Origin of the sequence: Aeromicrobium sp. (genome assembly GCF_032084975.1) — a bacterium.
Lineage (GTDB): Bacteria > Actinomycetota > Actinomycetes > Propionibacteriales > Nocardioidaceae > Aeromicrobium.
The window spans coordinates 13755-34559 of record NZ_DAMDLR010000011.1; the positions used below are offsets into that span (position 1 = coordinate 13755).

The 20805-nt window shown below is 71.6% G+C and carries 20 protein-coding genes and 1 tRNA gene; 11 read left to right on the forward strand and 10 right to left on the reverse strand.

Going from position 1 to position 20805, the window contains the following annotated elements:
* Positions 1-43 precede the first annotated feature (43 nt).
* From RT323_RS04415 to mscL, 3 genes are read left to right on the forward strand one after another with little or no spacing between them, the layout of a single operon-like run.
* Positions 44-331, forward strand: a complete 288-nt coding sequence (locus RT323_RS04415; protein ID WP_313405347.1) for an FmdB family zinc ribbon protein — start codon at positions 44-46, stop codon at positions 329-331.
* A 55-nt stretch (positions 332-386) separates the two neighbouring features.
* The gene (locus tag RT323_RS04420; protein WP_313405348.1) at positions 387-965 is read left to right on the forward strand and encodes an SAF domain-containing protein; all 579 of its coding nucleotides are present in this window, start codon (positions 387-389) and stop codon (positions 963-965) included.
* A gap of 56 nt (positions 966-1021) precedes the next feature.
* Entirely contained in the window at positions 1022-1453 is a 432-nt protein-coding gene (mscL, locus tag RT323_RS04425) for a large conductance mechanosensitive channel protein MscL (RefSeq protein ID WP_313405350.1), read from the forward strand.
* A 1-nt stretch (position 1454) separates the two neighbouring features.
* Here mscL and RT323_RS04430 read toward each other — a convergent pair whose 3' ends face one another.
* Both RT323_RS04430 and RT323_RS04435 read right to left on the reverse strand, forming a co-directional pair.
* The gene (locus RT323_RS04430) at positions 1455-1640 is read right to left on the reverse strand and encodes a hypothetical protein (protein ID WP_313405352.1); all 186 of its coding nucleotides are present in this window, start codon (positions 1638-1640) and stop codon (positions 1455-1457) included.
* The gene (locus tag RT323_RS04435) at positions 1633-2523 is read right to left on the reverse strand and encodes an NAD(P)-dependent oxidoreductase (protein WP_313405354.1); all 891 of its coding nucleotides are present in this window, start codon (positions 2521-2523) and stop codon (positions 1633-1635) included. The genes RT323_RS04430 and RT323_RS04435 overlap by 8 nt, the downstream gene beginning before the upstream one ends.
* Before the next feature lie 202 nt (positions 2524-2725).
* Between RT323_RS04435 and RT323_RS04440 the strand changes: the two genes are divergently transcribed.
* The 4 genes from RT323_RS04440 (at position 2726) to RT323_RS04455 (ending at position 6364) form a co-directional block, all read left to right on the forward strand.
* A tRNA-Arg gene (locus RT323_RS04440) sits at positions 2726-2798 on the forward strand.
* Positions 2799-2904: 106 nt separating this feature from the next.
* A complete protein-coding gene (locus RT323_RS04445; RefSeq protein ID WP_313405356.1) occupies positions 2905-3603 on the forward strand; it encodes a hypothetical protein in 699 nt (232 codons plus the stop codon).
* Positions 3604-3671: 68 nt separating this feature from the next.
* A complete protein-coding gene (locus RT323_RS04450; protein ID WP_313405358.1) occupies positions 3672-5717 on the forward strand; it encodes a sensor histidine kinase in 2046 nt (681 codons plus the stop codon).
* Entirely contained in the window at positions 5714-6364 is a 651-nt protein-coding gene (locus tag RT323_RS04455; RefSeq protein ID WP_313405360.1) for a response regulator transcription factor, read from the forward strand. Before RT323_RS04450 ends, RT323_RS04455 begins: the two co-directional genes overlap by 4 nt.
* A gap of 325 nt (positions 6365-6689) precedes the next feature.
* On the opposite strand, the gene RT323_RS04460 is transcribed toward RT323_RS04455, so the two are convergent.
* From RT323_RS04460 to RT323_RS04475, 4 genes are read right to left on the reverse strand one after another with little or no spacing between them, the layout of a single operon-like run.
* Entirely contained in the window at positions 6690-8327 is a 1638-nt protein-coding gene (locus RT323_RS04460; protein ID WP_313405362.1) for a sodium:proton antiporter, read from the reverse strand.
* A 42-nt stretch (positions 8328-8369) separates the two neighbouring features.
* A complete protein-coding gene (locus tag RT323_RS04465) occupies positions 8370-9416 on the reverse strand; it encodes an LLM class flavin-dependent oxidoreductase (protein WP_313405364.1) in 1047 nt (348 codons plus the stop codon).
* 22 nt (positions 9417-9438) lie between these two features.
* The gene (locus RT323_RS04470) at positions 9439-9882 is read right to left on the reverse strand and encodes a PGPGW domain-containing protein (protein ID WP_313405365.1); all 444 of its coding nucleotides are present in this window, start codon (positions 9880-9882) and stop codon (positions 9439-9441) included.
* A 59-nt stretch (positions 9883-9941) separates the two neighbouring features.
* The gene (locus tag RT323_RS04475) at positions 9942-10631 is read right to left on the reverse strand and encodes a metal-dependent transcriptional regulator (RefSeq protein WP_313405367.1); all 690 of its coding nucleotides are present in this window, start codon (positions 10629-10631) and stop codon (positions 9942-9944) included.
* 82 nt (positions 10632-10713) lie between these two features.
* Here RT323_RS04475 and RT323_RS04480 point away from each other — a divergent pair, with 82 nt between their 5' ends.
* Together RT323_RS04480 and RT323_RS04485 are read left to right on the forward strand one after the other, a co-directional pair.
* Complete coding sequence (locus RT323_RS04480) at positions 10714-11433, forward strand: hypothetical protein (RefSeq protein ID WP_313405369.1); 720 nt, start codon at positions 10714-10716, stop codon at positions 11431-11433.
* Positions 11434-11769: 336 nt separating this feature from the next.
* Positions 11770-12864, forward strand: a complete 1095-nt coding sequence (locus tag RT323_RS04485) for a Fic family protein (RefSeq protein WP_313405371.1) — start codon at positions 11770-11772, stop codon at positions 12862-12864.
* Between the two features lie 34 nt (positions 12865-12898).
* On the opposite strand, the gene RT323_RS04490 is transcribed toward RT323_RS04485, so the two are convergent.
* Complete coding sequence (locus tag RT323_RS04490) at positions 12899-14164, reverse strand: MFS transporter (RefSeq protein ID WP_313405373.1); 1266 nt, start codon at positions 14162-14164, stop codon at positions 12899-12901.
* A gap of 65 nt (positions 14165-14229) precedes the next feature.
* Here RT323_RS04490 and RT323_RS04495 point away from each other — a divergent pair, with 65 nt between their 5' ends.
* Positions 14230-16185, forward strand: a complete 1956-nt coding sequence (locus RT323_RS04495; protein ID WP_313405375.1) for an acyltransferase family protein — start codon at positions 14230-14232, stop codon at positions 16183-16185.
* A 4-nt stretch (positions 16186-16189) separates the two neighbouring features.
* Here RT323_RS04495 and RT323_RS04500 read toward each other — a convergent pair whose 3' ends face one another.
* Positions 16190-19414 (reverse strand): CDP-glycerol glycerophosphotransferase family protein, encoded by a 3225-nt coding sequence (locus tag RT323_RS04500; RefSeq protein ID WP_313405377.1) that lies wholly within the window; start codon positions 19412-19414, stop codon positions 16190-16192.
* 118 nt (positions 19415-19532) lie between these two features.
* On the opposite strand from RT323_RS04500, the gene RT323_RS04505 reads away from it, so the two are divergent.
* On the forward strand, positions 19533-20123 hold the full coding sequence (locus RT323_RS04505; protein WP_313405379.1) for an acyltransferase: 591 nt from the start codon (positions 19533-19535) through the stop codon (positions 20121-20123).
* A gap of 32 nt (positions 20124-20155) precedes the next feature.
* Here RT323_RS04505 and RT323_RS04510 read toward each other — a convergent pair whose 3' ends face one another.
* Positions 20156-20467, reverse strand: coding sequence for a hypothetical protein (locus RT323_RS04510; protein ID WP_313405381.1), 312 nt, complete (start codon positions 20465-20467; stop codon positions 20156-20158).
* A complete protein-coding gene (locus RT323_RS16695; protein WP_396171937.1) occupies positions 20464-20775 on the reverse strand; it encodes an AbrB/MazE/SpoVT family DNA-binding domain-containing protein in 312 nt (103 codons plus the stop codon). The genes RT323_RS04510 and RT323_RS16695 overlap by 4 nt, the downstream gene beginning before the upstream one ends.
* Between the last annotated feature and the right edge of the window lie 30 nt (positions 20776-20805).

Sequence of the window (20805 nt, forward strand, 5' to 3'; positions counted from 1 at the left end):
AGGTCTCACTCTAGCCGTGGGGCCTGAAGGTATCCTTGCGGTCGTGCCCACGTACCAGTACCGATGCGCCGATTGCGGCGAAGAGCTCGAGATCAAGCAGAGCTTCTCCGACGCCGCGCTGACGACCTGCCCCGCCTGCAGCGGCGACCTGCGCAAGGTCTTCGGCGCCGCCGGGGTCGTGTTCAAGGGCTCGGGCTTCTATCGCACCGACAGCCGCGCGTCCTCGAACTCGTCCGGGTCGTCGTCCTCCGGGTCGTCGTCCTCCGGATCGTCGTCGTCCACGACCTCGTCGTCCAGCAGCAGCTCATCCTCGGGTTCCGGCGCCGCCTGACGATGCGCCTGTGGACGACCGCGTCCACCCCCTCGATCGTCCCTAGCCTCACGGCATGGAATCGGTCGTCCGCCTCGTCCTGACCCACCGTCGCCTCATCGCCGCCCTGCTCGCCGGGCTGGCCGTCTGGTCCGCGATCACCGCGGTCACCCACTCCCCCGGCACGCGTGAGGTCGTCGTCGCCGCACGCGACCTCGACAGCGGAGTCGCCGTCACCCGCTCCGACCTCGAGGTGCGCCGCGTCCCGCACGCCGCCGTCCCGGCCGGGGTCACTGCCATCGGCGACGTCCCCGGCCGCGCCCTTGCGGGTCCGATGCGCGCGGGCGAGGTCTTCACCGACCGGCGTGTCGTCGACCCGCACGACCTCGGCGCCAACCGCGTGCTGGCCGTCGTCGAGGTGTCGGCCGCGACGGGCGAGCTGCTCCGCGCGGGTGACTCGGTGGACCTCGTCGCGGTGGACGAGGACGGGGCCGGTGCCACCGTCGCCGAGGCGGTCGAGGTCGTCACCGTCAGCACCGATCCCGAGCGGGACGCTGCTGTGATCGGGGTGGCCGCGGCTCCTCGCATCGCCACCTCCGTGGCTCGCGCGGCGATGACGTCGCGGCTCGCTGCCGTCGTCGTGCCTCGCTCCTGACGGCTCAGGACCCCTACAGTCGAGACGTCACTGTTCGCTTTCACCAAGGAGGAATCATGCTCCAGGGTTTCAAGGACTTCCTGTTCCGCGGGAACATCGTCGACCTCGCGGTCGCCGTCGTCATCGGCACCGCCTTCACGGCCTTGGTCGCCTCGTTCACCACGGCCATCATCGAGCCGGTCCTCAATTCACTCGGCGGCAAGGATGCCGCGAAGGGCCTCGGCTTCAACATCATCTCGGGCAACGACGCGACATACGTCGACTTCGCGCTGGTGATCAACGCGATCATCACGTTCGTCATCACCGCGGCCGTCGTGTACTTCGTCTTCGTCGTGCCGTCGAAGAAGCTCATGGAGCGTCTGGCCGCCGGCAAGGAGGAAGAGCCCGAGGGTCCGAGCGAGGACATCCTGCTGCTGCGCGAGATCCGCGATGCTCTCGGTGGCGGCGCTGGTCTGCGCGGCGGCACGAACACTCCGCCGACCGTCTGACCTAGTCCGAGCCGTGGTGTGGGGGGACGTCGCGTCGCAGCTCGTCGTCGCGCGAGGTTCCCCCGCGCTCGCTCCAGCCCTCGGGGCTCTCGTCTCGCGTCGTCTCGGGCAGCAGGTCGCCCATCAGCCGGGCGGCGCGCTCGAGGCGCGCCCGCTTGGCGGCCGCGTCCTTTGTCTCGTCACTCACGGAACCACTCCGGCCCCAGGACAGGGCGGGACGGCTTCCAGCCCGTGCGGTCGGTGAACAGTTGCGACGTGACCCGCTGCGACCGCGCCAGCATCTCGAGCTTGTCGGCCGTCAGGCTGAAGAGCCAGTTCCGGAAGAACCGCCCCTCGGAGAAGCCGGCCGCCTGCGCGATCGCGTCGACGTACGCGCGGCGCTTCAGTGGTTCGGCGCCCACGTTGTAGGAGCCGCTGGGCGCGCTGAGGGCGGCAACGGCGGACGTCCCGATGTCGACGGGGTGGATGACGTGCATCCACGAGTCGGGATCGCCCAGCCCGACGGGACGGCGGCGACGGGCGCGACGGACCAGGAACTGCGAGTTCGGGTCGTCCCCGGCGATCAGGCCGTACCGCAGGCACACCGCCGTGCCGCCCGCCTTCTCGACGCGCTGGGCATGGTGCTCGGCGACCGCCAGCGGCTCGGTGACCATGGTGACGTCGATCGGCGTGGACTCGTCGACCCACTCCTCGCCCCTGGCCACGTAGATGAAGCTCAGGCTCTGCTGGACCATGAGCCCGATCCCGGACTGGATCGCCGCGTCGGCCACGACGCCCGCGCCGACCGTGCGGATGCGGTTGATGCGGGTCAGCGAGCCGGGCAGCATCGCTCGCGCCCCGACCGGAACGTGCGTGGCGAAGTTGATCACGGCGTCGCAGCCGCGCATCGCGGTCAGCAGCGAGACGCGGTCGAGGACGTCGCCGTGCATCGCGGTGGCGCCGGCGTCCTGGACGATGCCGGCGGCCTGCGGCGAGCGCACGAGACCGACGACCTCGTGCCCCGCCGCATGCAGGGCCGGGATCGTCGCTCGCCCCATGACGCCGTTCGCGCCGGTCAGCAGGATCCGCACCCACCGAGTCTACGCGCGGGAGACGATCCGGACCGGGCCCGCAGGGTCACGTGCGTCACGCGCGCCCCTCCCCCGCCACCGACGTCCACTTTTGTGAACGGATCCATCTCGATCGCGTCCAGTGAGTTAGATCCGTTCCCAGAAGTGGTGGGGGTGGCGCGGTGGGCGGACCCGGAGGCCGTGGGAAGATGTCTCTCGGTGCGCCCCCGTAGCTCAGGGGATAGAGCAACGGTTTCCTAAACCGCAGGTCGGAGGTTCGAATCCTCTCGGGGGCACCCTCGGTCCGGCGCGTCCTTCGAATCGTGCCCCGTTGTCCCTGTTCTCCGGGACAGCGCGCCTTCCACGGTGGAGTCACAGCAACTCCCCCCGGAAGGAACACCCATGACCACACAGATCACCACCCAGCAGCGCGTCCGCGACGACCTGGCCGACGAGGCCACGAGGCGACCGGGCCGAGCCTGGGCCGTCTCGGGCGCCCTCGCCGGAGTCGGCGGCTTCGCGACCACGATCCTGAGCGCGAGCGCCGGCGCCGCGTACGTCGACGGAGAGGCACAGGACGCCGACCGCATCCTCGCCTCGCTGAACGACCACGTGCCCGCGCTGATCTCGTTCCACGTCGTCGCCACGCTGACCGTCCTGGCCCTCGTGCCGTTCGGCCTCGGCCTGCACCGGCGGCTGCGGGCCGGACTCGGCCGCGACAGCCTGGTCCCGGGAACGGCCGCCTTCGGCATCCTCGGGACGGCGCTCGTCGTGCTGATGGGCACCGCGCTCAACACGGAGTTCATCTTCGGCGTCGCCGGGGATGCCCTGGCCGTGCCCGAGGCCGCCACCGTGTTCAACCACTGGATCGCCACCGTGCCGTGGGTCTGGGGACTCACCGGCCTGACCGGCTGGGCGCTGTTCCTGGCGTGGCGCGCGGGAGCCGTCCGCGCCTGGCTGGGCATCGCGGCCGCCGTCCTGGGCACCCTCTCGCTGCTGCTGACCGTCGCGCCCCTGCAGTACATGGCGGGCTGGACCGGCTCGGTGATGGTCGTCCTGGTCGGCCTGGGGTTCGCCTTCGGGGACCGCGGCGCCCGGTGACCTCGCTTCTCGATCGCGATGGCGGCGGTTCGCTCCCCCGGGACGCGAACCGCCGCCATGATCTATCCATGAGGTCCACTCAGGTCCCGGCCGGCGCCCTGACCGTGTTCGGCCTGGGCGCCGCGCTGTTGACGGCCTCGGTCGCCATCGACGTGCACGTGGGCGACGCTCACGTCCCGGCCTGGACGCAGGAGGTCGGCTGGACCTTCGCCGCCCTGGGCCTGATCCAGCTCGCGCTCGGCGTCGTCGTGCTGTGGCATCGTCGACGCCATCCCATCGGCTGGGCCCTCGTCGGGTTGGGGATGTTGTGGGTCCTCGATGGGCTCGCCCAGTCCTACGTGCGCCTCGCCGTGGCCGAGCAGGACACCCTGCCCGGACTGACCTGGGTGATGTGGTTCCTGTTCCGCTTCACCGCGGTGCTTCCGCTGGCCGCGGCGGGGGTGCTGCTGCTGTTCCCCGACGGCCTGCCCCGCGGACGCTGGCGTCGCGCCGGCTGGGCCAGCCTGTCGCTCATGGCGACGGGCCTGACGCTGTTCGTCGTGGTGCCCAGCACCCAGGACGAGATCGATGCCTCGCTGGCCGAGCTCACCCCGGGCGCCGACACCGACCCCACGTCGATCGAGGCGCTGCGTCCCTTGGCCGATGAGGCCCTGACCGTCAGCTGGGTGCTGGCCACCGCCGGATTCGTCCTCGCGCTGGTCACCGTGATGGCCCGGTACCGCCGCTCACGCGGTGGTGAGCGTGAGCGGATGCGATGGCTCGCCTGGGCCGTCCTGGCGATGACGCTGCTGATCGCCACGAGCCTGCTGGTCGACGTCGCGGCACTGAACGCGTTCTTCCTCGGCGCGGCCCTGCTCGTGGGCCCCGTCGCCATGGTGGTGGCGATCGTGCGGCCCGACGTCGTCTCGGTCGAGAACCTGCTGGTCCGCACGCTCGTCTACGGCGGGATCAGTGTGGTGATCGTGGCGGCGGACCTGCTGGCACTCGCGATCGTCTCCGCCACGCTGGGCGACCAATTCGGCCAGCGCCAGGTGGTCCTGCTCGTGCTGCTGCTGGCCGCCGTGCTCTACGGTCCCCTGCGCCTGCGGATCGAGGCCGCGGTCCGGCGCCTCGTGCTGGGTGAGCGACGCGATCCGTACGACGTCGTGGCGAACCTCGCCTCCACGCTCGAACGCACCGACGAGGACGGCGCCCAGCTCGGTGCCGTGGCCGAGGCCGTCGCGGCCGCCTTCGGCCTGTCGTTCGTCCAGGTCGAGGTCGACCGCTCGGCCGGCGAGCGGCTGGTGGCCTCTCGCGGCGACCGGCCGGGACAGGTCCGGTCCTTCCCGCTGACCTACCGCTCGCGCACGATCGGTCGCATCACGGTGCCCGCCCACGGCGTCCGCAACCACCTCAGCGAGCGGGACGAGGTCCTGCTGGCCGACGTCGTCCGACAGGCGGCCGCGGCCATCCGCGCGAGCCAGCTCAGCGACGAGCTTCAACGCAGCCGTGAGCAGCTCGTCCTGGCTCGCGAGGAGGAGCGCCGCCGCATCCGTCGCGACCTGCACGACGGTCTCGGCCCGTCCCTCTCGGCGGTCGTCTTCCGCCTCGAGTCCGCCCGCCTCACGCTCGCCGCCGACCCTCACGACGCGGACGTCCAGCTGACCGAGACGCGCGAGGTCGTGCAGGAGATCATCAAGGACGTCCGCCGCCTGGTGCACGACCTGCGTCCGCCGGCGCTGGACGACCGTGGCCTCGTCGGGGCGCTCAGCCAGCTCGCCGAGCACGCCGAGGCCGGACCACGCGTGTCGGTCGAGGCGAGCTTCACGGGCACGCTGCCCGCCGCGGTCGAGGTCGCGGCGTTCCGGATCGCGTCCGAGGCGATGAACAACGCTCGGCGCCATGCGCACGCCGGTACGTGCTCGGTCACGCTGTGGACCGAGGACGACGACCTGGTCCTCGAGATCGCGGACGACGGCGTCGGCATCGCGGCCGACGCGCAGTCCGGCGTGGGACTGGTGTCGCTGCGCGAGCGGGCGGCCGAGCTGGGCGGCTCGATCGACCTGCGGTGCCCGCCGGACGGTGGCACCACCGTCACGGCCCGCCTGCCCCTGCACGGAAGGACGACCGCATGAACGATGTCCGCGTCGTGGTCGTGGACGACCACCAGATCGTGCGCGACGGGCTCGTGGCGCTGCTGCGCGCCCTCGGCGGGATCGAGGTCGTCGGGACGGCCGGTGACGGTCGTGACGCCATCCACGTGGTGGACGCCGACGTTCCCGACGTGGTCGTGATGGACATCCAGATGCCGGTGCTGGACGGCATCGAGGCGACGCGGCACATCACCGGCCGCCACGCGGACGTCCGCGTGCTGATGCTGACGATGAACGAGGACGACGACACGATCCTCAGCGCCCTGCGCGCGGGGGCGTCCGGCTACCTGCTCAAGGGCGCGGACGCGGCGGAGGTGCACCGAGCGATCGTCGCGACCGCCGCGGGCGGGATGGTCTTCGGCGCCTCGGTCGCGGCCCGGGTCGCGGGACTGTTCGCCGGACGGGCACGGCGCGCCGAGCACCCCTTCCCCGAGCTGTCCGAGCGCGAGCGCGCCGTCCTGGACCTGCTGGCCGCCGGACGGAGCAACGATGCGATCGCCGCCGAGCTGTACGTCTCGAACAAGACCGTGCGCAACGCGGTCTCGTCGATCTACGCCAAGCTCCACGCGGCGGACCGTGCCGAGGCGATCATCAAGGCGCGGGAGGCGGGACTGGGCCGCGAGTCCTGATCACCGGAAAAGTGGTGCCGCTCGGAGAGCCCTGGGGAAGGGCCCTCCGAGCCGGCACCGGTGCGCATGATCGGGGGAAGACATGCGCACCACTGGGTGCAGACACCCCCGTGAGTCGGACCTGGTGCCCTCGGGAGTGAGAGGACTCGGTCACAGACGTCACGTAAGACTCAACAGTCACACGAGTCACGGGCTGGCGACAAGTCCCACGCCGGAACAAGCAGGTGTTTCGTCCCACAACGGACGATGCGCTCGTAGGCCCCGGGTCAGGGCTGACGCATCTCTAGCCCGATCTGGTCCGCGTCCAGCTGCGCCAGCATCCGGGTCAGGGCTTACGCATCTCTAGCCCGATCTGGTCCGCGTCCAGCTGCGCCAGCATCCGGGTCAGCGCGCCGCTGCTGAACGTCCCGTCGGCGCGCTCGCGCAGCAGCAGCTCGCGTTGCGCCTCGATGACCGCACGGCGGAACTCCCGCAACGGCTCGAGGTCGAGATCGGCATCCTCCGCGCGCGTCTGGAGCAGCGCGCCGGCCGCCTCCCATCCCGCGGGGAGGTCCGTGCGGGCGAGCACCTGCGCGGCCACCTCGCGAAGGCGGGCGTCCAGCCGCGCCCACTCCTCCTCGTCCGCCTCGTCCCGGCCACCCAGCCCCAGCGCCGCCACCAGGCGCCCGAGCGTCCCGCCCTGCACCACGAGCGAGAGCAGGGCCACGAAGAACGCGACGAGCACGAGCAGCGACCGGCCCGGCGCGTCCGTCGGCAGGGTCTGGGCGGCCGCCAGGGTGACCGCACCGCGTAGGCCCGCCCACACCAGCACCGCACCCTCGCGCCGTCCCAGCCGCGAGGAGTCGTAGAAGTCGACGTCGGCCGATGCACGCCGCAGTCGCCTGCTCATCTTGGCGGCGCGCGGATGGTCGCTGCGGCGAACCTGCGACGACCACTGGTCGATCGTCTCGCGTCGCTGCGGGGACCGCCGGCGCCGCCGCCGCTCGGCCCAGACGATCACCGCGACGTAGAGCGCGCGGATGGCCAGCGCGACGGTCAGGGCCACGACCGCCAGCACGAAGGCCCGCAGGACACCCCCGTGGTCGTTCTCGACGTCCCGGACGAGCGCCGAGACCTGCAGCCCCATCACGAGGAACACGAGTCCCTCCGCCAGCACCTCCACGGTCCGCCAGTTCTGCCGGTCCGACAGCCGCTGCTGCGGACCGAGCCGATGGACCTGCCCGTGGCCCGTGACGAGTCCCGCCGTGACGGCGGCGACCAGTCCCGAGGCCTCGAGGTGCTCGGCGGGCAGGAACGCGATGAAGGGCAGCGTGAACGACAGCGCGGTCGAGACCGCGGGATCGGCGATGCGCTGGCGCACCCGCAGCATCGACCAGCCCACGAGCCACCCGATCGCCACGGCGCCGATCACGGCCCACGCGAAGGCGCCCACCACGCCACCGATGCCCACGCCGGCCGCCGTGGCGGCCACCGCCGTCCGCAGCAGGACCAGGGCGGTGGCGTCGTTGAATAGGCTCTCGCCCTCCAGCACCGTCACGACGCGTGGCGCCACGCCCAACCGCTTCACGATCGAGGTTGCGACGGCATCGGTCGGGCTGACGATGGCGCCCAGTGCCACGGCGAGCGGGTAGTCGAGGTCGTCGACCAGCAGCGTGAAGACACCGCCGAGGCTCAGTGCGCTCACGACGACGAGGAGCACCGACAGCCCGCTGATCGCCCGGAAGTCACGGCGGAAGTCCATCGCCGGCATGTTCACGGCCGCCGAGTACAGCAACGGCGGCAGCAACCCGGCCAGGATGACCTCGGGGTCGATGTCGTAGTCGGGCGTGAAGGGCAGGAGGCTGATCGCGAGGCCCGCGGCCAGGAGCACGAGCGGCGACGCCGTCCCGATCCGCGGCGCCACGACGCTGGAGGCCGCGATCACGATCACGCCGAGCACGGCGATCAGGATCGTCGTCTCCATGCACGCCAGACTAGGCGAACACCGTCAGCCGGCCGCGCGGTTTCACGACACCATGTCGCGCACGAGCGGCGCGACCTGCGTCCCGTACAGCTCGATGCAGCGCATGAGCTGGTCGTGCGACATCGGGCCGTTGGCGTACTTGAGGTCGAACCGCGTGACCCCCAGCCGCTGCAGGTTCGTCGCGATCTTGCGCGCGACGGTCTCGGGTGAGCCGACGTAGAGCGCTCCCTCGGGGGATGCGTCGTTGTCGAACTGCAGCCGGCTGGTGGGCGGCCATCCGCGCTCGGCGCCGATGCGGTCGCGGTTGGCCTTGAAGTGCGGGAAGAGCTCCTCGCGCGCCTGCTCGTCGGTCTCGGCGACGTACCCCGGCGAGTGCATGCCGATGGGCAGCGGGTCGACCCCGTCCGCGGCCAGCAGGTCGCGGTAGTACTGCGCGAACGGCACGAACTGCGCCGGCTGGCCGCCGATGATCGCGAGCATGAGCGGCATCCGGTAGTGCGCCGCCCGGACGACCGACTGGGGCGTGCCCCCGACCCCGACCCAGACCTTGAGGCGGCCCGACTCGGTGGGCGGGAAGATGCGCTGGTCCTGCAGCGGCGGCCGGATCGTGCCGGACCAGGTGACCGGCTGCTCGGTCACCACGTGCGAGAGCAGGTCGAGCTTCTCGGCGAAGAGCCGCTCATAGTCGCCGAGGTCGAAGCCGAACAGGGGGAACGACTCCGTGAAGGAGCCGCGGCCGATGATGACCTCGGCCCGGCCGTTCGAGAGCGCGTCGAGCGTGGAGAACCGCTCGAAGACCCGGATCGGGTCGTCCGAGCTGAGCACCGTGACGGCGGACCCGAGCCGGATGCTCTGGGTGCGGGAGGCGATCGCCGCCAGCACGACATCGGGAGCGGTGATCGCGAAGTCGTCGCGGTGGTGCTCGCCCAGGCCGATGAACGACAGGCCGACCTGGTCGGCCAGCACCGCCTGGTCGACCACGTTGCGCAGGACGACGGCGTGGTGGTCGGGGGTCCCGTCCGGGCCGGTCGTCACATCGCCGAAGGTGTCGAGTCCCAGTTCGACGGACGCGGGGTCGATGGTGCTCATCGCTCCACCGTAGCCGCGTGGCTCAGCGCCAGCGACGGATGCTGTAGACCAGCAGCACGACGGCGATCAGGTCCGAGAACCAGATGCCGATGGCGCCGACCCATCCCGCAGCCGGCAGCTCGGGTCCGAACCCGACGCCGAGGATCTCGAACTCGGGGATCGTGGGGCCGATGAACCAGATCGCGCCGGCGGTGGCCACGCAGATGATGCCGAGCACGCTCACGAGGATGCGCGGGATCGTGGCCACGCCGTACTCGGCGGCCTCGAACGCCCGCTTCTCCAGCGGCACGAACACGGCCCGCGCCCACGCGTAGTGGCGTGAGAGGACCGCGATGCCGGCGAGCATCCCGAGCAGGCCCGGTCCGGGCAGGACGAGCATGAAGATGCCCAGCACGACGAGTGACCATCCGAGGAACTCGGACCCGGTGCGGTGGAACCAACCGCGCACGCGACCGGCGAAACTCATGGCGTCAGCATGCCAGTCGCGACCGAATGATCGTCCATCACGATGACGCGGCACCGGACTCAGCGGGAGACGAAGATGTGCGACGCGGCCTCGGCCACGATCTCGGCGGTCTCGGACTGGCGCGCGATGACGAGACCGTCGTGTCCGCGCGACACGAGCACGTCGTTGCCCGGCAGGGCGCCGACGCGACGCAGGACCGACATGACCTCGGTGTCCTTCTGGAGCTCCTCGGCGATGCGCCGCACGACGACGCGGACGGGCTCGTCGGACGTGACGACGACGCTCGGCAGCGACTCGACGCCGTCGAGGAAGTCGGACTCGGTCACGGTCTGGCCCAGCTCGGCCAGCCCCGGGATCGGGTTGCCGTAGGGCGACTCGGTGGGCTCGCCCAGCAGCGTGATCAGGCGACGCTCGACCTGCTCGGACATGACGTGCTCCCAGCGGCACGCCTCCTCGTGGACGAACTCGATCTCGAGACCGATCACATCGGTGAGCAGGCGCTCGGCCAGGCGGTGCTTGCGCATCACGCGGGTGGCCAGCGAGCGGCCCTTCTCGGACAGCTCGAGGTGGCGGTCGCCCTCGACCGTCAGCAGTCCGTCGCGCTCCATGCGCGCCACCGTCTGGCTGACCGTCGGTCCACTCTGGTGGAGGCGCTCGGCGATCCGGGCCCGCAGCGGGATGATCCCCTCCTCCTCCAGCTCGAAGATGGTCCTCAGGTACATCTCGGTGGTGTCAATGAGCTCGCTCACGAGCACATTGTCCCACGGCGGTAGAAGCGTGGGGGCCCACCTCTCGTGCCCGGCGAGCGAGCGCTGCGGCTAGCGTCGGGTCATGGTCACGATCCCGCGCCAGTTCAACGGTCCGCCCGCCTCCGGCAACGGTGGCTGGGTCAGCGGCCTGATCGCCGCCGCCCGCCTCGCCCAGGATCCGCGGGGGCCGGTCACCGCACGCCTGCGGATGCCCCCGCCGCTCGAGACGCCCCTCGCGTGGGAGCACGCACCGCAGGAGTCGCGGCTCGAGACGCACGGCGGTGCCGTGGTGGGCACGGCCACCACGGGGAGCTTCGTCCGGGAGGCTCCGCCGTTCGTCGACGCGTCGGGTGTCGAGGCCGGCCTGGCCGCGTACCCGGGCTTCCACACGCACCCGTTCGACCAGTGCTTCACGTGCGGCACCGACCGCGAGGAGGGCGACGGCCTGCGGATCTTCAGCGGGCCGATCGGCAACGGGCTGACGGCCGCGCCGTGGCACGTCCACGCCGGGTTCGACGACGGCGACGGCCAGGTCGGCGTGCCGGTCACGTGGGCGGCACTGGACTGTCCCGGCGGATGGGCGGCGGACTTCTCGGTCCAGCCCATGCTGCTCGGCACGATGACGGCCGAGGTGCTGAGCGCGCCGCAGGTCGGCCGGACGTATCACTGCGTCGGCCGCCTCGCTGCCACGGAGGGCCGCAAGTTCTTCACCGACACGGCCGTCTACACGCCGGACGGCGAGCTGGTCGGGCGAGCCGAGCAGATCTGGATCCAGGTCGACCTGGCGAGCCACAGCGGCTGACGCGAGGGCAGCCATCGGGACACGCAGTACCTGGCTGCATCGACAGCCTCGCAGGACGGTCCTCCCGCAAACGAGAAGACATGGCGTTTTCATTTACCTTTCCGTCAAAAAGGGTAAACTAGTGTCACTTCTCTCTCCGAAAGCGGGAAAACGGTGAACCCAGTCCGGGCGGCCGACGGTGGCGATGAGTCGCCCGCGCCGCGGGCGAGTCCGGGACGAGCGTGGCCAGCAGTCACGCGGGTGGAGGAAGCCTGGACCACCAATCCCGATCAACGCGGCCCCAACGGCGCGCGCCCCCCGCGGGCAGACCGGGAGCTGACCAGCATCAGCGCCGAGGTGCCTGCCGAGATACGCGACCGAGATCCCGTCCTGAACCAGGAGACCGTCGCCGCCTGCGAGGAGGCCGCCGCGGCGATCGCCCGGCTCGACGTCCGGGGGCTTGCCCTGGCGGGAGTCGGCGACATGCTGGTGCGCACCGAGGCGAGCGCCTCGAGCAAGATCGAGCGCATCCATGCGGACCTGGACGAGCTGGCGCGGGCCAGCGTGGGTGCCGAGGCGGGCGACCGCGCCAGGTCCACCATCGCCGCGGCCCGGGCGATCGCCACCCTGAACACGCGGGCAGCCGGCGAGATCACCGAGCAGGCGATCCTGGACACGCACCGCGCGTTGCTGTCCGACGACATGCTGGAGCGTTCGACCGCCGGGCACTACCGGACCAGCCAGAACTGGATCGGCGGATCCGATCACAGTCCACTCGGGGCGGTCCACGTGCCTCCGCCGCCGCGGATGGTCCAGTCCCTCATGGCGGACCTGATGGCCTTCTGCGCGCGCACCGACATGACGTCGGTGGGGCAGGCCGCCGTCGCGCACGCCCAGTTCGAGGCCATCCATCCGTTCAACGACGGCAACGGCCGCACCGGACGTGCGCTCATCGGCGCGGTCCTGCGCAGGCGAGGGCTGACCACGACGGTCACGGTTCCCATCGCCGCCGCGATGCTGGCCGACGTCGACGACTACTTCGAGCACCTCGCCGCGTACAGGGCCGGCGACCTCGATGACTTCGTTCGGTACACCGCGCAGGCGACGACCGTGGCAGCAGGAGCAGCCGAGCAGTCGGCCGTTCACCTGGCGAAACTGCCACTCAAATGGCGGGAGCAGGCGTCTCCGCGCAAGGGTTCGGCCGCCGAGTCGCTGGTCGCGACGATGCTGCAGCGACCGGTCATCGACCTGAAGTCGGCCATGCAGGTCACCGGCGTGCCGGCGAACAATGCCCTGCGCGGCGTGGACAGGCTCGTCGATGCTGGGGTGCTGCGCGAGATCACCGGCTCGTCGCGGTACCGCGTGTGGGTCTGCGGCGACGTCGTCGACGAGGTCGCCGAGCTCGAGCAGCGCATCGGGCTGCGGTCCAAGCCCTCCGCACGCTGGCGCTGATTCTCCGCCGGCGTGGCGCTGGTGCTTCCACGACTCAGGGAGCCGGGTGGCGGCCGTCGTAGGCCAGGAAGCGCCGGTTCAGGGTCACGGCCAGCAGTACCCCGGTGATGCACAGGCCACCACCGACGACCATGGCCCACTCCTCCCCCACCACGGAGGCCAGGGAGCCGATCAGGAAGTCGCCCAGGCGCGGGCCGCCGGCGACGACCACGATGAACAGGCCCTGCATGCGCCCGCGCATCTCGTCGGGGGCGGCGGTCTGCAGGATCGTCGACCGGTAGGCCGCGCTGATCATGTCGGCCGCGCCCGAGAGCGCGAAGCAGCTCAGCCCGAGCCACAGCAGCCCGGGGACGCCCACGGCGGCGAAGCCCGCCGCGCTGACGCTCGCGCCGTAGGCGACGACGGCGACCGTGATGGCGATCCCGTGCCGGTGGACCCGACTCACCCAGCCCGACAGGACGAACGCGATGAGCGAGCCGATCGCCGGCGACGCCTGCAGCAGGCCCAGCGACGAGGCCCCCGCGTCGCCGGTCGCCGAGCCCGCGTAGACCGTCGCGGCCAGCGCCGGGAACAGGGCGCGCGGCTGCGCGAACACCATGGCGCACAGATCCACGACGAACGACATCGCGATGTTCGGCGCCGTGCGCAGGAACCGCAGGCCGTCGACGACCGAGCGCACGCCCGGGACGGGCATCTTCGTCGCCGGCGGCAGCGCGGGCAGCCGCAGCACCGAGTAGAGCGCGGCCAGGTACAGCACGACGTCGGTGACGTAGGCCGCCTCCACGCCTCGCCACGCGATCAGCGCGCCACCGAGCAGGGGCCCGACCGTGAAGGACAGGTTGGTCGCCGCCATCCCGAGCGCGTTCGCGGCCGGCAACAGGTGCGCCGGCAGGAGCTGCGGCAGCATCGCCGAGCGCGCCGGGTTGTTGACCGCGAAGAACAGGGCCTGGACCGCGACGATCCCGTAGAGCACTCCCACGGAGTCCCATCCCAGGGCACTGTGCACGACCAGACCGATCGAGGACACCCACAGGCCGACCGCCGAGGCGATCGCGACGGTGCGACGGTCGAACGCATCGACCAGAGCGCCTCCGTACAGGCCGCCGAGCACGAGCGGCAGCAGGCCCGACAGGCCCACCAGCCCGACCGAGAACGAGGACTGCGTGAGGGCCCACACCTCCCACGCGACCGCCACGACCGACATCTGCTGGCCGAACCCCGAGATCGCCTGCCCGATCCACAGGCGGCGGTAGGCGGACGAGGCCCGCAACGGCCGCACGTCGGTGAGCAGTCTGCGCACCGGGTCAACCTACGCCGCACGACCGCGGGCGACGGGACGGGGCTCACGACCTAGAATTCACAATCGTGCCCCAGGACGTGCGAACCCGGTCGCGGGCACGCCCGAGCCCGGCGGCGGGCCGTGCCGTCCGAACGGACATCCAGGCGCTGCGGGCCCTCGCCGTCGGCGCCGTCGTCGCCTTCCACCTGTGGCCCGGGCGCGTGTCGGGCGGCTACGTCGGCGTCGACGTCTTCTTCGTGATCTCGGGCTTCCTCATCACGCTGCACCTGCTGCAGCGCCCGCCCACCTCGGCCACGAGGCTCGGTGAGTTCTGGGCCCGCCGTGTGCGCCGGCTCATTCCCGCTGCCGCGGTCGTGCTCGTGGCCACGACGGTCGCCTCGTGGCTGTGGCTCCCGTCGACCCAGTTCGCCGACATCGGCCGGCAGGTCGCGGGCTCGGCGCTCTACGTGCAGAACTGGGTGCTGGCGGACTCCGCGACCGACTACCTCGCCTCCGAGAACGCCGCGACGCCCGTGCAGCACTACTGGTCCCTCAGCATCGAGGAGCAGTTCTACCTGCTCTGGCCGCTCGTCATCGCGGTGGTGCTGGCGGTGCGCCGGGCGTGGCTGCCTGTCGTGACCGTGGCGCTCTTCGCGGCCTCGCTGGCCTGGAGCATCCGGCTGACCGACGTGGATCCCGGCGCCGCGTACTTCGTCACGCCCGCCAGGGTCTGGGAGCTGCTGCTCGGAGCGCTCGTCGCCATGGCCGTCGCGCGGGGCCTCTCCCCACGACGAGGCCGCGGAGCGCTGGCGCTCATCGGATTCGTCATGGTGCTCGTGGCCGTGTTCGGGTTCGACCGCGCGACGCCGTTCCCGGGATCGGCGGCGCTGGTGCCGACCGTCGGGGCCGCCCTGGTGCTGTGGGCAGCGGTCGAGGGCCGGGGCCCGTGGCAATGGGCCCCCGTCCAGCTCGCCGGTGACTGGTCCTACCCGATCTACCTGTGGCACTGGCCGCTCGTGGTGATCACGCCGATCGCGCTGGGCGTCGACAAGACCCTGCGCACGGACGCCGTCGTGCTGGTCGCGACCGTCGTGCTGTCCGGCCTCACGGTGCGCTTCGTGGAGCGCCCGCTGCGGTTCCACCCGCGGCTCGTCGACCGCCGGCGCACCACCTTCGCGATGCTCGCCGCCGCCACCGCGCTCAGCTGCCTCGCGGCCTGGGCCCTGGCCTCGAGCCCGGACCGCGACGAGCCGGGCGGGCTCCTCATGTCGCCGATCGAGGCCAAGCAGGACAAGCCCGTCGTCTACGCCGACGACTGCTGGTCGAGCGCTCCGTTCACGACACGTCCGCTGTGCCGGTACGGCGACGAGGACTCCGACCGGCGCGTGGCCCTGATCGGGAACTCGCACGCCGGACACTGGCAGCCCGCCCTGGCCGAGGTGGCGCAGGACGAGGGCTGGGCGCTGGACACGTACCTCGTCTCGCAGTGCTACACCGTCGACCTCGACATCGCCTTCCCCAACCCCCGGGCCGCGCGCAACTGCCGCGAGTGGAACGCCGAGAGCCTGCGCCGGATCATCGACTCCGACGCCTCGCTCGTCGTGATCTCGAACCGCACCCGCACGTTGCCGCTGGCCGACGTCGAGCCCGGCGAGAAGGCCGACCGCTTCGCGCAGGAGGCCTACGCGGACACGCTCGACACGCTGACCGCCGCCGGCATCCCGGTGCTGGTCATCCGGGACACGCCGGCGGCCGAGGTGCACGTCCCCGACTGCGTCGCACTGAACGAGGACGATCCGTCCGCGTGCGATCGTCCCCGCGACGAGGCGCTCGAGCCCGACCCCCTCGCGGCCGCGGCGCGCGCGGACGACAGCGGGCTGGTCTCGGTGCTGGACGTGTCCGACGAGCTGTGCGACGACGCGACCTGCCGCTTCGTCGTCGACCGCCGGATCGCGTACTTCGACCACGGCCACATGACGGCGACCTTCTCGCGCACGTTGGCGCCCCGGCTCGGGGCTGCCGCGCGCCGGGCGCTGCGCTGAGCGCCTAGCGGCCGAAGACCTCGTCCACGACACGAGCGGCGGCGCGACCGTCGTCGAGCGGGGCGAACCGTTCGCGGAACCGGCGACGGGCATCGGCGTGCCCTGGGTCGCCGGACTCGGCCGCGAGGAGGCCTTCGCGCAGTTGCTCCTGCGTCCTCGCGAGGGCACCGGGCGCCTCGGCCTCGAGGTCGAGGTAGAAGCCGCGCAGCTCGTCGCGGTAGTGCTCGAGGTCGTAGCAGAAGAGCACGAGTGGACGGTCGAGCAGTGCGTAGTCGAACATCACGGACGAGTAGTCCGTGACCAGCACGTCCGCGAGACACAGCAGGTCCTGGGTGTCGCCGTAGGCCGAGACGTCGCGGACACGGTGGGCCAGCTCGGGCGGGATCTTGAGCGAGCCCCGCACGACGCTGTGCCGGCGCACCAGGACGACCGTGTCGGGCGAGAGTCCGTCCACGAGGGTTGCCCAGTCGAGCACGCCGTCCCAGCCGAACTGGTTGCCCTTCCTCACGTCGTCGCGGAACGTCGGCGCGTAGAGCACGACACGAGCGCCGGCCGGCAGCCCGAGGCGGCGACGCGTGAGATCGGCCCGTGCCTGCGCTTGCGTGACGAGGACGTCGTTGCGCGGGTAGCCGACCTCCAGCACCGGGCCGTCGTACCTGAAGGCCGACCGGAACGCCTCGGTCGCGTAGGGGCTGGGCGAGACGAGCGTGGACCACGTGGCGGTCTTCGCCGCGACCCGGTCGAGGTAGCCCTCCTTGCGGCCGGTGGTGGACACCGCGTCGAACTGCATGCGCTTGAGCGGCGTGCCGTGCCACGTCTGGACGTAGGTCGTGCCGCGCGGTCGCGTCAGCGGCGGACCGAAGTTCTGGTTGTTCACCCAGTACCGCGCCCGCGCCAGTGCCCAGTGGAACGCGGGCGATCCGGGCTCGACCTTGCGGGTGCGCAGGTCGCGCGGCCGGAACGTGTCGCGGGTGCTCCACACGACGTCGAGGTCCGAGTCACGCGCGACCAGCTCGTCGTAGATCGCGCGGGGGCTGTCGGCGGCGGCGCGTCCGACGTTGCTCTCGAACACCGCCAGCTCGCGCCGCGGCAACAGGCGGCCGATCCACGACAGGGCCTTCATCGCAGGCTCGTAGAGGCCACCGGCGCGGAACCGCTCGTACGTGCGTCGGCCGCGCTCCGAGTCCCGCAGCCGCCACAGCGGCACCCACCACGAGCGCGCCGTGCGGACCGACTCGAAGACCTGCTCGCAGTACGAGCCCTCGGCGGGCGACAGGAACAGGGCGCTGCGCCGGGCGTGCTCGGGGTGCTGGCCGAAGCCGGCGCGCCAGGACGTCACGACGGCCTGGGCCAGGTCGTCCGCGTCGAGGAACACGTCACCGGGCAGGTCGCTGTCGAGGTCGAGGTGCGAGGGGCGCTTGCCGAGGAACTGCTCGCGGTCGAACTGGTGGTAGAACACCGGCCGTCCCCGGAAGCTGAAATCGAAGCCGACCGAGGAGTAGTCGGTGACCATCGCCGCGTGGGTCCGCAGCAGCGTCTGCACGTCGACGTCGCCCTGCTGCAGCACCGTGACACCCTCGGCGTCGAGCGCCGAGCCGAAGAAGCGCATGTTCGGGTGCAGGATCACGGTCACCGGCATCCCGGCCGCGATCGCGTCACGCAGCGTCGCCGAGGCCAGGAACGCCCGCCAGCGCTCGAGGAACTCGCTGTCCTCGAAGTCCCCCGCCCGCAGCAGCCAGTCGCGCCAGGTCGGGATCACCAGCAGGCCGGCCGGGGCGTCGGCCGGCTCGAGGAGGCGATCGAAGCGGCTCAGGCCGGTGACGCGCACCTGGCGCCGGCGGTAGCGCAGGTCGTTGACGACCAGCTCGCGCTCGCGCTCGGAGCTGACGTGGAAGAAGTCGGTGTGGAATGCGGGCGACAAGCGGCCGTACGTGTCGACCATGTTCTTCGTCCCCAGCACGCCGTGCTGCAGGAAGACCCGGTTGCCGCGCATCCAGCGGGTCGCCCGCCGGTCGGTCGTCGCCAGCACGAACTCGACCTTGTGGCTCGTGGCGAACCGGCGGGCCAGGAAGCTCGCGCGGATGTGCTCACGCGAGCGCAGCGTGACGACCTGACCGAGCGGCTCGACGGCTGCGCGCTCGGGACTGTCGGCGCTGATGACGTAGTGCGCCCGCACGCGCGGCCGGTGCTGCCGGATCCAGCGGAAGAGGTGGAAGCCTGCGTCCTGTGCCTTGTACGGCGTCTCGCCGATGACCCACACGCGCGAGAAGAGGCGGATGAGCGACCACAGCGGGCCGAGCCTGCGCAGTCGCGTGAGGTAGCGGTACGCGTCCTCGGTGAAGACCTCGCGCGCGAAGGTCAGGTTCTGAGACTTGAACGTGACGCCCGGGACGAGGACCTGCGTCAGGCCACCCTCGGTGGCGGTGATCGGCGCGAGCCGGTCCAGCGCCGCGAGGTCGTCGGCCAGGCTCAACCCCCGGCGCAGCGGGGTGCCGTCGGGGGCCTCGGCCACGAGCGCGACGTCCATGGCCTGCTCGTCCGCCGGGAGGCCGGCGCGCACCAGGGCCGCGAGGTCGACCGTGCCCGACACGTGGTGGGTCTCGTCCTGGGAGACGGGGTCCCGCTCGGTGCGCGAGACCTCGACGGGCAGCCGGGTGACGAAGTCCGTGGCCCGGACCGTGACCTGCAGCGCGAGCGTGCCGATGTCGGCGCCGACGGTCGTGAGCGTGGTGCTGAACGCGAACCCGTGCGCGAGACCACGGACCTGCGTGTCCTCGAGGGTCAGCCGAGGGTCGCGGGGCATGCCCACGCGCAGCGAGAGCTCGCCGTCGCGCGTGGCGTACCACCAGGCAGGGCGGCCGTGGAACCCGACGACCTCGGAGGTCCGGACGAACTGCTCCTCCGGTCCCGCGTTGAGCCGGCGGACGGTCTCGACGCCCTGCGGGTCGCGCAGGTGCAGGCGCACGTCGAGCGAGAACGTCTCGGCCGGCACCGCCTCGGGGATCGGCGCGACGACGCTGAAGTCAGCCGTGCCCGCCGCCGGGACGACGACCTCCGGGCCGCCCTTGCCGCGGACCTTGAACGAGACGGCGTCGACGACCTGTCCCCCGGTGGCCGTGCCGCTGAGGACGACGCGGCCCTGATCGTCGACGTCTCCACGCGAGTCGGTGGCGATGACCGCGGCGGCCTTGCGCTTGGGGGCGGCTCCGGGCGTGCTGCGCGAGCTCACGTGCTGCCCATCCTCTCCTCGTGCCGACGGCCGGACCAAGTCAAGCACGCGCTGTCCCTGCGCGGGGTTCCTGCCTCCGGCGGGCCGGATGTGCAGCATCGAGCGATAACGTGACGCCATGAGCGCCACCGTGAAGCCCACCGCCCAAGTCGACGACCGCGCCACCCTCGGGTCCGGCACCACCGTCTGGGAGCTGGCCCAGGTCCGCGAGAACGCCACGCTGGGCGAGCAGTGCATCGTGGGTCGCGGCGCCTACATCGGCACGGGCGTGCAGATCGGCAATCGCGTCAAGATCCAGAACCACGCGCTCGTCTACGAGCCGGCCCAGGTCGCCGACGGCGTCTTCATCGGTCCCGCCGCGGTCCTGACGAACGACGAGTTCCCGCGCGCCGTCGGTCCCGACGGCATGCTCAAGTCGGGCGCGGACTGGACTCCGGTCGGCGTCACGATCGACGAGGGCGCCTCCATCGGCGCGCGCGCCGTCTGTGTCGCTCCCGTGACGATCGGCGCCTGGGCCCTGGTCGCCGCCGGTGCGGTCGTCACGAAGGACGTTCCCCCGCACGCGCTCGTCGTGGGCGTTCCGGCCCGTCGCATCGCGTGGGTCGGCCGCGCCGGCCGCCCCCTGGACGACCAGGGCGACGGGACGTTCACGTGCCCCGAGACCGGCGAGGTCTACCGCGAGACCGACGGGCAGCTGCAGCTGACCTGACCAGTCGCCGGCACGGGAGCCGGTGCATCACATCACGGTCCCTTGAACACGGAGTGGTCGCCCACGCGCCGCCACCGAACGCGCAGCTCGCCGCCGACCGTGACCAACTCGAACGTCGCGCGGCCGTCGGGGCTGGAGAACGACCACGTCATCTCCAGCACGCCGGCAGCTGCACGAACCGACTTCACCCTCAGTGACGTCGGCCAGGGCGCTGCGGGATCAGCCGCGTACGCCTCGCAGGCGGGCACGAACTTCGCGCGGATCACCTTGCGGAACTCGGCGAGGTGCTCAGGCGCGAGCCGCCGTACATCACCGTCGAACGCGGGTGTCGTCTCGAACTTCACTCAGACAGCTCGTCGACATGCGCCAGGAAGTCCTCACCGCTGTCGTGCACGGCGACGCGCCCAGCACTGACGTGGTCGTCGACCTCGTGCTCACGCGCCTGCCATCGCTGGGTCCAGTACCACGCCTGATCGGCGGGAACTGGCACGGTCGGACGCAATTCAACGACTCCATCCGGCCGCTCGGTGACCTCCAACTGCACACCCGGCTCATCCAGATGGAGGCGCTCGCGCAGGTCAGCAGGCAGCGCGATCAGGCCTCGGCGCTGGACGGCGACGTACCCATGGAACGCGTCTGGCTGTGCTGTCATGGAACCATGATGTCAGCCAAGCAGTGAAGC

Excerpts from the sequence above, each read along its gene's own strand:
- RT323_RS04455 (WP_313405360.1), top strand. The coding sequence starts at position 5,714 with ATGAACGATGTCCGCGTCGTGGTCGTGGACGACCACCAGATCGTGCGC.
- RT323_RS04450 (WP_313405358.1), top strand. The coding sequence starts at position 3,672 with ATGAGGTCCACTCAGGTCCCGGCCGGCGCCCTGACCGTGTTCGGCCTG.
- RT323_RS04505 (WP_313405379.1), top strand. The coding sequence starts at position 19,533 with ATGAGCGCCACCGTGAAGCCCACCGCCCAAGTCGACGACCGCGCCACC.
- RT323_RS04470 (WP_313405365.1), bottom strand. The coding sequence starts at position 9,882 with ATGAGTTTCGCCGGTCGCGTGCGCGGTTGGTTCCACCGCACCGGGTCC.
- RT323_RS16695 (WP_396171937.1), bottom strand. The coding sequence starts at position 20,775 with ATGACAGCACAGCCAGACGCGTTCCATGGGTACGTCGCCGTCCAGCGC.
- RT323_RS04480 (WP_313405369.1), top strand. The coding sequence starts at position 10,714 with ATGGTCACGATCCCGCGCCAGTTCAACGGTCCGCCCGCCTCCGGCAAC.
- mscL (WP_313405350.1), top strand. The coding sequence starts at position 1,022 with ATGCTCCAGGGTTTCAAGGACTTCCTGTTCCGCGGGAACATCGTCGAC.
- RT323_RS04465 (WP_313405364.1), bottom strand. The coding sequence starts at position 9,416 with ATGAGCACCATCGACCCCGCGTCCGTCGAACTGGGACTCGACACCTTC.
- RT323_RS04420 (WP_313405348.1), top strand. The coding sequence starts at position 387 with ATGGAATCGGTCGTCCGCCTCGTCCTGACCCACCGTCGCCTCATCGCC.
- RT323_RS04445 (WP_313405356.1), top strand. The coding sequence starts at position 2,905 with ATGACCACACAGATCACCACCCAGCAGCGCGTCCGCGACGACCTGGCC.
- RT323_RS04460 (WP_313405362.1), bottom strand. The coding sequence starts at position 8,327 with ATGGAGACGACGATCCTGATCGCCGTGCTCGGCGTGATCGTGATCGCG.